We start from the raw sequence: 15,580 nt of genomic DNA on the forward strand, positions 1-15,580 counted from the left end.
GCACAACGGGGGCAACCGATGTGCCTGCCTAACCACCACCCTACTATTAAGGAGTAGAGCATGGCTAGTGAGTATGGTATGACACTTGAGGCACGCAGCGAAACCCTTACGGACGCTGATATTGGCGCTCGTAGCGCAAAAACAAAAAAGCCATCGGCACCGAAACGGGCCAACGGAAAGGGGAAGAAGGCTCTTGCCCCACTGCGTACCATTGATCTGTTCTGCGGCGCAGGCGGCATCACAGAGGGCTTCCGTCAAGCTGGCTATGTCAGCCTATACGGCAATGATGTAATGCCCGAGGCTATCGAGACCTTCAAGCTCAACCATCCAACCGCAATTGCTGACTGCCGACCGGTTGAGGACGTCGATCCTGCTGAAATACGTGAACGTCTTGGTTTGCAGCCCGGTGAGCTTGATGTTCTGGTGGGAGGCCCTCCCTGCCAAGGATTTTCGATCAATGCCCCCGAGCGATTCCTGAACGATCCGCGTAACAAGCTGTTCAAGCACTACGAGCGGTTTGTCGAAGAATTCCAGCCCAAGGCGTTCTTGTTCGAGAACGTCCCGGGCCTGCTATCGCTGGGCGACGGCAAGGTGTTCCGCCAGATCATCAAAATCTTCACCGGACTGGGCTACAGTCTGACGGCCAAGATTCTGTTTGCCGCTCACTATGGCGTGCCGCAAGAGCGTTGGCGTTTGATCCTGCTTGGTTCCAAGCTGGGTGAAGTGGCCCACCCGGAGCCGACGCACTACGCGGTTGGTCGGGCTAACTTCCGAGGCGGCAATACGATGACCTTCCAGCTTGAAGACGCCGCACGTGAGCGCCTATTGCCCGCTGTGACTGTCAGCGCGGCCATTGCTGATCTACCGCGTTTGGAAATGGGTGAAGGTTCAGAAGTTATTGGCTACACCACTGACGCGCACAGCGCCTACGTGGAAATGATGCGCAACCCGGCTGGGGTGACATTCAACCACTTCGCCGCCAAGCTATCGAAGCAAAACGCCGAGCGTATGAAGCATGTGAAGCCGGGTGGGTCATGGCGCGATATTCCGCATGAACTGCTGCCAAAAGGCATGCAGCGTGCTCGCCGTTCAGATCACACAAAGCGCTACGGAAGACTACACCCTGACGGTTTGCCTGGCACAGTATTGACTAAATGTGACCCTCATTGGGGAACAGTGTTTCTACCGGATCAAGATCGCTCACTGACCGTGCGCGAAGCTGCACGCTTCCAGTCATTCCCGGATACGTATAAGTTCCTTGGCTCTCGCGTTTCGCAGTATGAGCAGGTTGGTAATGCTGTGCCGGTGTTGATGGCAAAAGCGATTGCCGAGCAAATCCGCTCGCACTTGGCCGAGCATGGCATCGAGGCACTAAACATAGAGGATAGTGCCACGAAGGTGGTTTGATTCAGCTTCCCGTATCGTCGTCGCTGGGCTCCAAACTAAGCTGGCCGGTGCCTGCCATATCGGCATCGGTCGGCAAAGGATGGACAATTTTCTCTGTGATACGTGACTCGAAGGTTGGCAGAGGAACAGGCTTGCCACCAGTCAACCCCTCTACCGAACGTTCTAGTGTGGTGTAGCGGACTTCATCACGAACAATGCGAGTCTGCTTCCCACCATCCACCTCTTCAAAGCGGACGATGAACCACGCAATGTCCGCATTGGATATGTCAGCCACATTATCCATCTCGCCAATTGAGTCGAAAAAGGCTCGATCCACGACAACAGCCATCTTCTTACCCCAGCGCCGCAGGGTTGGCACCTTGATTTGAAGCTGTGGCATCAGTCGTTTTGGCCCACTGCTGCGATAGTCTGGGCGACGACGGCCTGCCGGGAAAACAACCCAATCCACCGAATCGTCGTTGAATGCCTCGAACTCGCCTTTCATGGCGTTGCCACTGAAATAGACTGCCTGAATTTCAAGCGCTGCCCATGCCATAGGGGCATCCTCTGGAGTCTTGCTACTGACCAGAACCATGTCGATGCGGCCCACGTCATCACCACCTTCGTTGTCCGTGGTGGCACCGGCTTCGAGGAAGCCGACCTCTCCCACCAGTAGCGGATCGGGGTCATTTAGAATGGTTTCACCAACCCACTTGAACACGTCCAGTGCTTCATGGAAGCGATAGGGACATGTAGCGCGGAAATCGCCTTGCTTGCCCTCGACAGGGACACCCACTGCGCGGCCATTATCCGGGTGTGCTGTGTATGAGTAGAGTCGCAGCGAGCAGACGCCGCCATCCTTGGAGCAAATTGCTCCCGCCTTGCGTGCTTGAAATGGGCACGGCTGCGGCACCCGCAGCTTCTTCGACTTGAGGCATTCGGTGGAAAACTGATGCCGCTCTTCTGAAGATAGCTGCGTTAGGTTGTAACCGTACCACTCCCCAATACCGAAGCGTGGAGTGAGATCTTTTGGTTTTCTTGGAGTTTTTGCCATAACCCCGGAAATTACCACATTGGACACTGGCGGCCGAGAGGGAATGCAATGGGAATAACCCGGAGCGAGAATATGCGGCGCATCCGCAGCAAAAACACCGGTCCTGAAATGGAGGTGCGCCGGATACTGCGCGAACTCGGGTTCCCTGGCTACAGGCTCCACCGGAAAGGCTTGCCCGGTCGACCCGATGTGGTTTTTGTCGGTCGCCGTAAAGCTGTTCTGATACACGGTTGCTTCTGGCACGGCCACGACTGCAAGATCGGTTCACGCGAGCCGAAATCAAACCAGGACTACTGGCTGCCGAAGATCGAACGGAACCGGCTGCGCGATGCAAAGAACCTTGCAGAGCTGACCGAGCTTGGCTGGGACGTGCTCATCGTCTGGGAGTGTGAACTACATGACCTTAATGCATTAACTGAGAAGCTTGTAGCATTCATGTTGGGATAGTCTTGCAGGTGTTCAAAGTCCCTGTGCCTTGTATAGCAACTCCCGGAACAATGTGTTCAAAGTTCTGCTCCCTTGTGCTTGATTTCAGTTTCTTAGGGAGACTTTGAATGATTGCAGGCGAGCACGGCAGCAGCTGTGCCGACTCCCGAGTTCGCCAGCAGGCGGACGCTGGGTGTTCTGAGCTTACCAAGTCAGCTTGGCATCTTCACCGCCACTTTTAGACATCCAATGGCGTTCTCATTAGTGTCAATGCAAAATTAATGCCATCGGTATATCATGCATGAGTCACTACCATTTGAAGACTGGCCTTTTAGCTAATCTTAAATATTTGCAACTTCACTACATCCAGTTGGAATGAGGACGCCATGAATGCACATAAAATCACAATTGAGAACTGCAACAGTATTGAACATGCAGAAATTCATATTGCCAAAGGAACACTAAATATTAAATATGGCCCAAATGGCCTTGGAAAAAGCTCTATTGCAAAATCAATTTATGCTGCAGTAAGAAATGATGGATCCCTTCAAAACCTAAAGCCTTTCAAGTATAGAAAAAATGAAGGCGAAAATGAACCATCCGTAACAGGCATTGATGATATAAAGTCAGTGATCGTCTTCGATGATTCTTATGTTTCTCAATTCGTTTTTCAGCGAGATGAAGTATTAAAAAATAGTTATGAAATTTTTATTAAAACCGAAGCATTTGACTCTGCGATGGAAGAGATTGAAGTGCTTTTTTCTGGCATTAAGTCAACATTCAATAACAATGAAGATCTAAGAAAAGCGATATCTGACTTAAAAGAATTACGAGATGCATTCGGAGTGACGAAAGCCGGAGCACTATCAAAATCTAGCAAAGGGTATAAGGCATTTGGCACCGGAAATAAAATTGAAAACATTCCTGAGCAACTTAAACAATACGAGGCATTTATCCGTAGCGATCAACCAGCAACTTGGATTGCGTGGCAAAAAAATGGAAATGCATTTCTAGAACTTTCGCACAATTGCCCATACTGCTCCAGTGATCTTCAAGAATCAAACAAAAAAGAAACAGCAAAATTAGTTGCTCAAGAATATGACTCAAAGTCAATAGAGCATTTAAATATACTGCAGGGCATTATCAGTCGGCTTGGACAATATTTCGAGGAAAGCTGCCGAGGCCAACTTGAGAAGATTACAAAATCAAAGATTGAGCTTACAGCGGAGGAGACAAACTTCTTGAGTGCCCTACGCGGCGATATTGAAACATTAATAGAAAAACTCGAAGGATTGCAGGCAATATCATTCTTTGCACTACGTGACGTTGAAAAAATTGAGGAAGAAATTGGTAAACTATCTATAAACTTAAGTCTTCTTGGAAAGCTTAATTCAGAAAATACTAATTCTATTGTAAATCCAATAAATGAAAAGCTCCGCGAGCTTGGAGAGCGAATTGGAGAACTAAAAGGGAAAATAAATAGGCACAAGAAACATATAGAAAAATCAATTATAGACAATCAAGATGGAATAAATAATTTTCTTAATTCAGCCGGCTATAAATATAGTGTCGCAATAAAATCAGAAGCAAACTCATACAAAATGAAATTAATCCACCAAGACTATGGTGAACATATTGAGTTAGCCTCTCAGCATTTGAGCTATGGAGAAAAAAATGCGTTTGCCCTTGTTCTCTTTATGCATCAAGTACTCAGAGAAAAACCTGATCTAGCAGTTTTAGATGATCCCGTCTCTAGTTTCGACAAGACTAAGAAATTCGCAATACTGAATGAGCTATTTCGTGGCAAGGCTTGTCTTCGTGGCACAACTGTACTTTTGCTTACTCATGATATTGAGCCTGCCATTGACGTTATTCGAAGTGTAAAAAGACTGTTTCAACACCCTAAGCCGACTGCATATTTCCTTGCCTCAAAGGCTGGAATTGTCTCCGAAGTTGCGATCACAGAAAACGACATTCAGACCTTTGCTCAAATATGTGAAACGAACATTCGAGATCTTCTGGATGAGGTCATTAAGTGCATATATTTAAGAAGACATTTTGAAATCGTCAATGATTTAGGTGAAGAATACAATTACCTGGCAAACCTGCTGCATGCGAGAGACATTCCGATTTTAAGAAATGGTGTTGAAATGAGTGCTCAAGATATTAAAGTGGCAGAAGATGGAATCAAAGAATGGATTCCAGATTTCAATTACATCGCAACATTGGCAATAATTAAAAACAAATCAGAAATGAAACGTCGTTTCCAAAGCGCGACTGCTGGATACGACAAACTCCAACTCTTCCGTATTTTTAAAGAAGTACATATGCCAGATAATGGGGAAGAAAGCAGCGTACTTCAAAAATTTGTGAATGAATCATTTCACATTGAGAATGAATATGTTATGCAACTCAATCCTCATAAATTTGATAATGTGCCAGAGTACATTATTCATGCGTGTAACGAAGCAATGCCAATGCACTGAGTGATTGAAAGTTTAACAATACGCAAAGCACGTCAAACAAAAGGCCAGCATTTATGCAGGCCTTTTGTTTTCCACACACCACTAGAGGCTACATTGACACTATCACTTGTAAAGCAGTGCAGGTTCTAGATGACTTGTTTTTACAGATTCAAGCTAAAGATATTTTATTATGCAGCTGCACTCGCTATTGAATGCTATTCGTTTTCAGAGATCAACTTTCTTGACATTTCTTGCATATGTGGCAGCGCTTACAGCCCCCGGATGAAACCCGACTTCTTCACATGAATAAATCTCTAGTTGTATTTCATGTTTACAATCTTTAATCCCTGCAGCTGTTAGTGGCAATCCATTATCACCTTTCATATTTTCTTTGCCAACCACTGCTAACAGAATTCCTTTGGCTTGCCTGCCAGTTAATAACTCATACAGCTCAATCTTCTTATCAAGCCATGACCCATATGCAGGCGCATCTTGGTATGATTTTCTAAAATAGTACACGTCAATGATAATATCTGCATCCAGCGCATCATCTTGGCGCAAGGCGTCAAGTAAGAGGCTTTCGTTATTCCGGAAAAACTGAACTTGGTGTTCAAAAAATTGCTTATGTATTTTTTCATAATGGCAAATTGCCACATGAATCAGTGCAAATTGCAGTATGTCATGCCTCTCTGCCGAATATTTCTTTGTCTCTTGATCTGCCGGTTGATCCTCAACGAGAACTGGCATTGGCTGACTAGTTTTAGATCCTTTAATTAATTCTTCTAGTTGATCAAAACGCTGAATGATGGTTTTATTATACGAATCATTAAGTAAGTTTTTGTATTCTTTGAGAGCTTTCCTGTCAATTACATTGGCATGGGCCATTTTATGATGTTTGTCACAAAGAAGAATGAGATTGGAAAGTGTATTATTTTCTCTGTTCTCATCGATATGATGAATCTCAAGATAAGTGTGCTCTTGACACCCCTTGATTGCGCACGAATGCCCGGATTCAACGGCAACAGCCCTTCGCAATTCTGCAGGAATAGCAGGGCGAGCAGCTTCATAGTTTTTTTCAGTCATATTGAAAATTATAAAAAGCAATAATTAATTGGGTTAATTATGCGTATTTAATGAATTGCACGTGCGAAAGTAGTGAATTTTTGAATAAGAAAATACATTACTAAGCAAGGCGTTTTGCTAAATCCTCTGCTCGCGGGTGGTAATACCGCAAAAGCATTCGAGGGTCTTTGTGGCCCGTAATCTTCGTAAGCTCGTGCATTGGAAAGATTACTGCTAGACGTGAAGTAGCCTCATGCCTCAAGTCATGGAAGTGCATATCAACTAGGTACTTCCCATCAGGAGCTTTGCCAGCCTCAAGGCATTCACGCTCATATACTTGCCTTGCTCGTGCCAAGGCCCGTTCAAATGCTCTAGTAACCGCATCGCTGCGCACATCGAAAACCTTCCCCTCAAGAGCATGTGTAGCCTGCTGCAACTCCTGTAGCACCACAACAGCCTTGGACGAAAGGGGGACATCGCGTGAGGTACCATTCTTGGTGTCAGGCAAATGTGCAACCCTCCGCTTCAAGTCGATATGCTCCCAACGAAGACTAGTTATCTCACCGCGCCTCATTGCAGTTTCTACGGCCAGCCAGATTATCGAGGGCAGCACCTCAGACTCGCTGGCGGCAATAATCCGTTCGAGTTCTCCGTCGCCGGTAGCTCTACCCAAGGCGATATCTTCAGTAGCAACCCGGCGTACTCTGCCATTGCTTGGCTGTGGCTTCCGCACCAGCTCTACCGGATTCGTTAGGCTAAGCATGCCCCACTCCTTGCGAGCGAGGTTAAACACGTGCGAAAGCACCGCAAAACGGCGAAGAACCGTTGCTGGCTTGTAATCCTTCAACCACTCATCACGAAGCTTGGCTATGTCGGTGCTGCGAATTGAAGCCATCGGCCGAGGAGCTAACTCCGTGCTTTGCCACATACGAATTAGGGAACTCTCTTGAATTGCTCCCTTTTTGGCTACTACAACCTCGCTTAGATACCGGTTGAGGGCTTCTGCCAATGTTGTCGTCTCAGCTTCGACTCGGCTCACGAACACGCCCCGATCCATCTCTGATTCGATCTGACGTGCCCATGCCTCTGCGTCCGCTCGGGTGTTGAACGTTTTGACTTGCGCAGGGAAATTCTTGCGCGAGATACGGGCTTGCCATTGCAGCTCGCCGCGCTTCCTGAATGATGCCATTTGCCACTCACTCCCTAGTTGAAGCCAACTTGGACAGATTTTGGACAATAAATCGACATCTGAAAAGAAAAAGGGCTGCGAATTATCGCAACCCTTTGATTTATATGGTGCCGGTAAGAGGAGTCGAACCCCCGACCTTCGCATTACGAATGCGAAGTCAAAAAAACACAACTACACCACGACAGCCAAGGCTAGATCAGATTGAAGTCAGCCGGCTCAATAAATATCTTGCGCTCACCCATCTCGTCCAGCCAGTCACTGTACCATTGCATCATCTCCTGACGGTGTTTTAGATAACGTGCATTGCGATTGTACAGATCTCGGATGGCTTTTGCAGATGGAGCCAAGTCTCCCTTATCGCCTTTTGCAGCATGACCAATGTGCAACTCAATAGCATCGCGGTGAAAACGCATCGCTTCATTCAGTGCAGAGGTCATAGTAGTTCGGAAACCATGCAAACACTGGTCTGTACTCGTACTGTAGCCCATGGCTCGGATAGCGTTGTTAATGCCTGTATTAGACACAGGACTTCCCACTCGCCCTCCGGCAAAAACAAAGATGGCATACTCATTAAGAGCTTTGACTTGCTGCATTACATCCAAAGCCTGGCGACTCAAGAATATCATACGCGGGCGGCCCATCTTTTCCCCTCGGTAGCTATAAGCCACCCCGTCCACAGGCTGACGTTCTGGAGGAATAGTCCACACACCCTCCTCCAAATTGAACTCCGCCCAACGAGCGAAACGAATTTCGGAAGACCTAGCACCTGTCAGCAATGCAAACCGAAGAAAGAGCTTGATGACCAGCAGACAATCAACTGACCGTAACTTTTGAAGCAACTGCGGAACACTCTCAAGAGGGAGGGCTGCTTTTGGAGTGCTAACAATTACTGGCAAGATACCGTTGCGGCCAGTCAGGCTTGATACTGGATCATACTGAATCCGGCTTGTACGCTTAGCATGTTTCATCACACCGCTAATATGCTGCAGTACGCGTGCCGCAGTTTGCTGATGGCCTTGCTTGCTGAGTAGGTCCACCGGCTTTCTTAATAGCGCCTCATTCAAAGTACCCACCGGCAACCGGCCAATGTAGGGAAAGATGTGCTTACGTATCTGGCTGGCAATACGAGCGCGGGTGACCGGCTTAATATTTTTTACCCGACAGTGCTCATCCAACCACTCCATTGCCACCACTTCAAAAGTTGACTCATGGGCGAGCTTACCCGCCTCTTTGCACAACTTCCGCTCAATTGCCGGGTCTTTGCCCTGCCGGATGCTCTCACGGCAATCATCGGCTGCCTGCCGCGCCTCTTTAAGGCTGAGCTGAGGGTAGTCCCCTAGCCAGATTTTGATCCTCTTTCCATACAGGCTGCCGAGATACCGCCAGCGCTTCCGTTCAGCACTGACTACTAGCCACAAGCCACCCCCATCTCGAAAGTCAGACTCAGACTTACCTGCTTCCACTTGTGCAGTACGGCACTGAATATCCTTCAGCAATGCCATACCAATGCCTTTATCCGCTGCCATAAAGAAACCCCCCTACGTTCCCCCTAAGATATCACGGGGGTACGTACGGGGGTACGTTTTGCTGTGGATGTAGCTGGTTTCCAGTGCACCACCTTGGACGTTAATTCTTGGATATCTCTATAAAAAAAGATTATCTAAGAGGTTTTGGACGACTTAAAACAGCTTTGAAATGTCCTTCGCCTCCCAGTGCGGGAAGTGCTTGCGCACCAGTTGGTTGAACTCCAGCTCGAACGCACGCAGACGGGCCAGCTCATCGCTCACCGGCTCTGCACTGGACTCAGCAGCAGCCGTTACCATGCCCGCAGCGGCAGTGGCATTGGACAGGCGGTCGATGATGATGAAGCTGCCGGTGCCACGGCACTGGGCATAGGCATCAAACACCACCGGGGCGTTAAGCTCCACGCGGCACAGGGCAATTTCATTCAACGCCAGTTGCGGGGCATCAAATTGCTGCAGCGAATTGACATCAATGCGATGCTCGATGGCTGCCACCCGGCCCGTCACAACCTTGCCAGCCAGCTTGAAGCCATATTCCTTGCCCACCGTCAGCGGGGCCTCGGCCATCCACACTACATGTGCATCAAAGGCCTGCGCCACACTAGGCAGCTGCTCGCCGGCACGCACAATCATGTCGCCACGGGAAATGTCGATTTCATCTTCCAATGTCAGGGTAATGGCCTGGCCAACAAAGGCTGACGGCTGATTGCCCTCGAAAGTAACCACTTCCTTCACCTTGCTGCGCTTGCCGGAGGGCAAGGCCACAATGGCGTCGCCAGGCTTCACTTCACCAGCCACCACGGTGCCACAGAAGCCACGGAAATCCAGGTTCGGGCGGTTGACGTACTGTACCGGCAGGCGGAAGGCTTCCAGTGCCACGTCGTGGCTGACTTGCACGCTCTCCAGCAGTTCCATCAGGGTGGCGCCCTGATACCAGCCCATGTTTTCGCTGCGCGTCACCACATTGTCGCCACGCAGGGCGGAGATCGGCACAAAGCGGATATCCGGAATGGTCAGGTGCTCGGAGAAGGCCAGGTATTCTTCACGGATGCGCTCGTACACGTCCTGGCTGTGCTCCACCAGGTCCATCTTGTTGATGGCCACAATCACGTGCTTGATGCCCAGCAGACTGACGATATAGCTGTGGCGCCGGGTCTGAGTCTGCACGCCACGGCGCGCGTCGATCAAAATCACCGCCAGATTGCAGGTAGAAGCGCCAGTCGCCATGTTACGGGTGTACTGCTCGTGGCCGGGGCAGTCGGCAATGATGAATTTGCGCTTCTCGGTGCTGAAGTAGCGGTAGGCCACGTCGATGGTGATGCCCTGCTCGCGCTCGGCCTGCAAACCATCCACCAGCAAGGCCAGGTCGATTTCCTGGTCGGTGGTGTTGTACTTTTTCGAGTCGCGCTCGATGGCGGCCAGCTGGTCTTCGAAAATCAGCTTGGAGTCATGCAGCAGGCGGCCAATCAGCGTGGATTTGCCGTCATCGACATTGCCGCAGGTGATAAAGCGCAGCATGTCCTTGTTTTCATGCTGCTTGAGGTATTCCAGGATATCGCTGGCAATCAGCTCGGACTGGTGAGACATGATCGTTCTTTCCGCTGTAGCCCACCGCCAGGGCGATGGACATCAATTCTTCACAATGGTGACAGGATGAAGCCGGGCTTAGAAATAGCCTTCCATCTTCTTTTTCTCCATCGACCCGGCCTGATCATGATCGATCAAACGGCCCTGACGCTCGCTGGTGGTGGTCAGCAGCATTTCCTGAATCACCTCCGGCAGCGTGGCGGCGGTGGATTCCACCGCGCCGGTTAGCGGGTAACAGCCCAGCGTGCGGAAACGTACCTGTTTCTTGGTAATGCTGGCTTTTTGTTCCGGCGTCAGGTATTGCAGGATGCGGTCGTCATCAATCATCACCAGCGTGCCATTGAGGTTGACCACTTCGCGCTCGGCAGCAAAGTACAGCGGTACGATGTCGATGTTTTCCAGATAGATGTATTGCCAGATATCCAGCTCGGTCCAGTTGGACAGCGGGAACACGCGAATACTCTCGCCCTTGTCGATCTTGCTGTTGTAGATGTTCCAGAGTTCCGGACGCTGGTTTTTCGGGTCCCAGCGATGGTTCTTGTCGCGGAAGGAGTACACGCGCTCCTTGGCACGGGACTTTTCCTCGTCACGGCGCGCACCGCCAAAAGCCGCATCGAAACCGTATTTGTTCAATGCCTGCTTCAGACCTTCGGTCTTCATCACGTCGGTATGCTTGGCGCTGCCCACGGTAAACGGGTTGACGTTAGCCTTCACGCCCTCTTCGTTGACATGCACGATCAGGTCCCAGCCTTCGGCGGCCTGCTTGTCGCGCAGGGCGTACATATCCTTGAACTTCCAGGTGGTGTCTACATGCATCAGCGGGAACGGAGGCTTGCCCGGCGCAAAGGCCTTGCGCGCCAGATGCAGCATGACGGCAGAGTCTTTGCCGATACTGTACAGCATGACCGGATTTTCAAATTCTGCGGCCACTTCGCGAATGATGTGAATCGACTCGGCTTCCAGCTGCTTGAGGTGAGTCAGCTTTTGTTGACTGATATTCATGGTTCCCGCCTGTTCCTGGGCTGCCTGTGTTCCAAAATGAGCACAGCATGATGGTTTGCTAGTCGCTCAATTTACCGGAAGGGCTGCATTTTTCCAAAACCAGTTGGATATATCAATATGCACTATCCAAGTGAAAATTCAGTCCAAAGAGCAATAACGCAAGCGCGAATCAGCAATGCCACGCCGCGAAATAAGCCATATAGTGACAGGCAGGGAGAGAACATCATGAACCGCGACAACGATAATGCGGAATACCAGCCAATACGTCATATCCATTGCAGTGATGGCAGCCAGTTGCTGCTGGCCAGCGCTGACGGTCAGCCATACCTGCTGATGCCCATGCCTGGGGAACCCAGCCGCATCGCACCCCGCCACGGCCTACTTGCCTCGCCAACCGGCGATACCCTACTGAACGGCCAACCATATACCTGCTACCCCACTGGTGACAGCAAAATGCTGGCCGAGACGTTGCCGACCAAGCCGGATGTGCAGGAAGCAGCCGGCATGGCCTGCGACATCATGGAAGCCTTGCTACACCTGCAATTACAGCAGCTGGCACTACCCCACTTGGATGCAGAACACACCCTGGTCGACCCCCACGGGCAAATCAGCCTGCTGGGGCAGCATGCCGCCATTGCCCACGATAGCGAACAGCAGCGCCGCAACGTGCAGCAGGCGGGCCAGCTGCTATACCAACTATTAGGCGGACGCCCCTACAGCAGCCTTGCCCTGCAGAAACTGCGCCCGGATCTGGACACGGAATTACTGCAACTATGCCAAACCTTGCTGGACTGCGCCGGCCCAGCCATTGCCATTACCCGTACCAGCCTTGCCCAGCTGCAAGACTGGCTGGTACGCCAGCAGCGCTTCATCCGTACCGAAGGCAATCAGCAGGCAGCCCTGGCGCAGTTACTGCAGCGCATGCGACACAGCCCGGACTTTCCCGCACTGTCTCAAGCCATCAGCGCCATCAATCACATCGGCAATGCCGACAGTGAACGCCTGCAAGTACTAGCTGAAATCATCCTCAAGGACTTCTCGCTCACCAACAAGCTGCTCAAAGTGGTGAATGCCGCCAACTTCAGCCAGTTTGGCGGCTCCGTCAGCACGGTGTCGCGCGCCATTGTGATTCTGGGCTTCGATACCATTCGCAACCTGGCCTTGACGCTGCTGCTGTTCGAACACATGCATAACCGCAGCCATGCCCAGGAAGTACGGGACGTTGCCACCAAGGCGCTATTTTGCGGATTGCTTGCCCGCAACCTTGCACGCCGCAGCCGCATGCCGGAAGCAGAAGAAGCACTGATTTGCGGCATGTTTCAGCAACTGGGGGAGCTGCTGTGCGTCTACTATTTCCGCAATGAATATCGGCTGATTCACAAGAAAATCAGCGCTGGCAGCAGCGCCGTCCAAGCGGTTCAACATACGCTCGGGCTTTCCTATGCCACACTCGGCGCCAGCACCGCCGACATGTGGAGCTTCCCGGAACGTATTGTCAGCAGCCTGGAACCCTATCAGCCAGGCCCGGTGCGCCAACCACAACACAGCGCAGCCCGCCTGCGCATGCTGGGCAATCTGGCCAACGAACTAACCCACTTGCTGACAGGCCCATCCGGTATGCAGGCAGGCAAAGTACCGCCCTTATTAGTGCGCTATGAGCGCGCCTGTGCGCTGGAAGCCAACACCTTGCATGAGGTCATTACAGAGACACAAACCGAATTTGCCAACTATCTGCATGAATGGAGTGGCGAAGCCACACTGCAAGGCAATGCTCAGCACCTCAAAACCGCAGCGCTTGGCCCACACCCGGATGGCCAACATCCCGCACCCGCTGCCGAATTGGAAGCAAGCTACGTCCATACCACGCCAGCAACGACATCACTGCTTTCCAGCGGCATCCAGGACATCACCACCACCTTGCTGGGCAATTACCAGCTTAACGACCTGCTGCGCATGATTCTGGAAATCATGTACCGTGCCGTCGGTTTTGATCATGTATTGCTGTGTACCAAAGACCCACGGCAGAACATCCTGCATGCGCGCTTCGGCTTTGGCGAAGACACTGCTGCGCTGCTGCCGCAATTCACGGTTGACCTGCAGCAGCAGGACAATGCCTTCTGCATTGCCATGGAACGCAACGTCGATATTTTTATCGAAGACGCCAGCGCACCGGCCATCAGCAGTCATATTCCACGCTGGTATCGACAACTAGACCTTGCCCAAACGTTTATCATCTTTCCGCTGGTACTGGAAAAGAGGAAAATAGGCTTTCTGTATGGTGACAAAAAGCAGGCCCACAGCCTGCCTTTGCGCCCTGACGAACTCAATTTGCTCAAGACGCTGCGCAATCAGGCTTTGCTGGCCATCCGCCAGAAACAGAACTGATTCCGGCATACCCAAAGAAGCCACTTGCCACCACCAACCTTGCAAGCAACATTGCTGACCCGCAGAAAACTGCTGCAACACGGACTCGCCGCTGCCGGTGCCGGGTTGCTGCAAGCCTGCGGCACAGCGTCACATCAACCTGCCATCACCAAATCTGCACCTGCCACCATGCCACTGCAAAACAACGAAATTGCGCTGCTCGCCTGCTCTGGAACACTGCCCAATGCCCTGCAACGCCAGCACGGCGTAGAGCGATTGCAACAAGCAGGATTCCGCATCAGCAACCGTAGTGCAATCGATCGGCAGTACCAGCGGTTTGCCGGCACCGATCAGGAAAGGCTGCAGGATCTCAACCAGCTGACGCAGCGCCAGGACATGCCGCGCATGCTGCTGGCAGGACGTGGCGGCTATGGCGCATGCCGCCTGCTGGCAGACATTGACTACGCTCGGTTATGCCCCCTGCTCAAGGAAGCCGGCACCCAGATCATGGGCTATAGCGACTTTACCGCCATCCAGCTTGCCCTGCTGGCCAAGGGCGGCATTGGCAGCTTTGCCGGCCCCATGCTGTACAGCGACTTTGGTGGCCGCAAACTCAGCCCGCTGACCATGCAGCATTTCATTCAGGCAACCACAACAGAAAACTGGACCGTCTCCACCCCCACCCCGCAAGCCAGTACCGCAACAGGTGAAGGCATATTCTGGGGTGGCAATCTGAGCGTCATGTCCAGTCTGGTTGGTAGTCCTTTCCTGCCAGACATTCACGGCGGCCTGCTGTTTCTGGAGGACGTAGGAGAACAGCCCTACCGCCTGGAACGCATGCTGCAGCAACTCTACCTGGCCGGCATCCTGCAACGCCAGAAAGCCATTTTCCTGGGTAATTTCGCCATGGGCCGCATCGTAGACGTCTACGACGCAGGCTACACACTGGATACCGTAATTGCACAAATACGCAGCCAGCTAAACATCCCCATTTTCACCGGCATCCCCTTCGGACACATCCACGACAAAACCACATTGCCACTGGGTTATCCAGCCCGCTTCACTGCCGATGAAACCGGCCTCACGCTCACGTTCAGTCATTACCCGGTGCAGCCTGCGACGGATTTGGCACTTGAACACTTGCTAATGACAGAAGAATAGCACTGAACCCAAACTGGCCTTGCCTATTACCCAGCTTGCGTCCAGCGCATTAAAAATGACGCAGGCCATGCGGTAGGCTGGAACGACTTGCCACTGCCCAGCGCAAGCCAACTAGCGTGCCAAGCTAAACCATTCAGCAGGAGTGCAGCGCGACCACTGCACTCCTGCCCGGTAGAATAATGCCGGCTGCGCACGCGACAACTGCAAAAAAGATGGCTGCTGCAGCATGCTGATACGTCCTTGCTGTACCAGAAAATCAACGGAATACTTTGGATAGGCCATCACCAAATCATCGCCAAGAAAATTCACATCCTGCGACACACCACGCGCATCAATCACTACCGCCAACTGGAAAGCGTAC

11 protein-coding genes and 1 pseudogene are annotated in these 15,580 nt (G+C 51.3%); 5 read left to right on the forward strand and 7 right to left on the reverse strand.

Features of this window, described 5'->3' with window-relative positions; translation table 11 throughout:
- Positions 1–60: 60 nt before the first annotated feature.
- Positions 61–1,407 (forward strand): DNA cytosine methyltransferase, encoded by a 1,347-nt coding sequence (locus ACODR9_RS20845; RefSeq protein WP_488811954.1) that lies wholly within the window; start codon positions 61–63, stop codon positions 1,405–1,407.
- Between the two features lies 1 nt (position 1,408).
- On the opposite strand, the gene ACODR9_RS20850 is transcribed toward ACODR9_RS20845, so the two are convergent.
- Complete coding sequence (locus ACODR9_RS20850; protein WP_488811956.1) at positions 1,409–2,440, reverse strand: NotI family restriction endonuclease; 1,032 nt, start codon at positions 2,438–2,440, stop codon at positions 1,409–1,411.
- 48 nt (positions 2,441–2,488) lie between these two features.
- Here ACODR9_RS20850 and ACODR9_RS20855 point away from each other — a divergent pair, with 48 nt between their 5' ends.
- Both ACODR9_RS20855 and ACODR9_RS20860 read left to right on the forward strand, forming a co-directional pair.
- Complete coding sequence (locus tag ACODR9_RS20855; protein WP_488811957.1) at positions 2,489–2,887, forward strand: very short patch repair endonuclease; 399 nt, start codon at positions 2,489–2,491, stop codon at positions 2,885–2,887.
- 365 nt (positions 2,888–3,252) lie between these two features.
- Positions 3,253–5,352, forward strand: coding sequence for an AAA family ATPase (locus ACODR9_RS20860; protein WP_488811959.1), 2,100 nt, complete (start codon positions 3,253–3,255; stop codon positions 5,350–5,352).
- Positions 5,353–5,556: 204 nt separating this feature from the next.
- Here the strand turns inward: ACODR9_RS20860 and ACODR9_RS20865 are convergent, their stop codons facing one another.
- From ACODR9_RS20865 to cysD, 5 genes and pseudogenes are all read right to left on the reverse strand, one after another.
- Positions 5,557–6,414, reverse strand: coding sequence for an HNH endonuclease signature motif containing protein (locus tag ACODR9_RS20865; RefSeq protein ID WP_488811960.1), 858 nt, complete (start codon positions 6,412–6,414; stop codon positions 5,557–5,559).
- 100 nt (positions 6,415–6,514) lie between these two features.
- Positions 6,515–7,582 (reverse strand): site-specific integrase, encoded by a 1,068-nt coding sequence (locus ACODR9_RS20870; RefSeq protein WP_488811962.1) that lies wholly within the window; start codon positions 7,580–7,582, stop codon positions 6,515–6,517.
- 191 nt (positions 7,583–7,773) lie between these two features.
- Positions 7,774–9,108: a tyrosine-type recombinase/integrase gene (locus ACODR9_RS20875; RefSeq protein WP_488811964.1), complete on the reverse strand. Its 1,335-nt coding sequence runs from the start codon at positions 9,106–9,108 to the stop codon at positions 7,774–7,776.
- 153 nt (positions 9,109–9,261) lie between these two features.
- Positions 9,262–10,692, reverse strand: a complete 1,431-nt coding sequence (gene cysN / locus ACODR9_RS20880; protein ID WP_488811966.1) for a sulfate adenylyltransferase subunit CysN — start codon at positions 10,690–10,692, stop codon at positions 9,262–9,264.
- A 78-nt stretch (positions 10,693–10,770) separates the two neighbouring features.
- Positions 10,771–11,697, reverse strand: a pseudogene (gene cysD, locus ACODR9_RS20885) (sulfate adenylyltransferase subunit CysD); the annotation flags it as partial.
- Positions 11,698–11,919: 222 nt separating this feature from the next.
- On the opposite strand from cysD, the gene ACODR9_RS20890 reads away from it, so the two are divergent.
- Positions 11,920–14,079, forward strand: coding sequence for an HDOD domain-containing protein (locus ACODR9_RS20890; protein WP_488811968.1), 2,160 nt, complete (start codon positions 11,920–11,922; stop codon positions 14,077–14,079).
- A gap of 24 nt (positions 14,080–14,103) precedes the next feature.
- Positions 14,104–15,219, forward strand: a complete 1,116-nt coding sequence (locus tag ACODR9_RS20895) for an LD-carboxypeptidase (RefSeq protein WP_488811970.1) — start codon at positions 14,104–14,106, stop codon at positions 15,217–15,219.
- A gap of 111 nt (positions 15,220–15,330) precedes the next feature.
- Here ACODR9_RS20895 and ACODR9_RS20900 read toward each other — a convergent pair.
- Positions 15,331–15,580, reverse strand: a 250-nt coding sequence (locus tag ACODR9_RS20900) for a hypothetical protein (RefSeq protein WP_488811972.1), incomplete at its 5' end; no start/stop codon positions are given.

Source organism: Aquitalea sp. FG25 (assembly GCF_057809375.1).

Coding starts and splice junctions, on each gene's coding strand:
- ACODR9_RS20890 (WP_488811968.1), top strand. CDS start 11,920: ATGAACCGCGACAACGATAATGCGGAATACCAGCCAATACGTCATATC.
- cysN (WP_488811966.1), bottom strand. CDS start 10,692: ATGTCTCACCAGTCCGAGCTGATTGCCAGCGATATCCTGGAATACCTC.
- ACODR9_RS20850 (WP_488811956.1), bottom strand. CDS start 2,440: ATGGCAAAAACTCCAAGAAAACCAAAAGATCTCACTCCACGCTTCGGT.
- ACODR9_RS20875 (WP_488811964.1), bottom strand. CDS start 9,108: ATGGCAGCGGATAAAGGCATTGGTATGGCATTGCTGAAGGATATTCAG.
- ACODR9_RS20865 (WP_488811960.1), bottom strand. CDS start 6,414: ATGACTGAAAAAAACTATGAAGCTGCTCGCCCTGCTATTCCTGCAGAA.
- ACODR9_RS20860 (WP_488811959.1), top strand. CDS start 3,253: ATGAATGCACATAAAATCACAATTGAGAACTGCAACAGTATTGAACAT.
- ACODR9_RS20870 (WP_488811962.1), bottom strand. CDS start 7,582: ATGGCATCATTCAGGAAGCGCGGCGAGCTGCAATGGCAAGCCCGTATC.
- ACODR9_RS20855 (WP_488811957.1), top strand. CDS start 2,489: ATGGGAATAACCCGGAGCGAGAATATGCGGCGCATCCGCAGCAAAAAC.
- ACODR9_RS20845 (WP_488811954.1), top strand. CDS start 61: ATGGCTAGTGAGTATGGTATGACACTTGAGGCACGCAGCGAAACCCTT.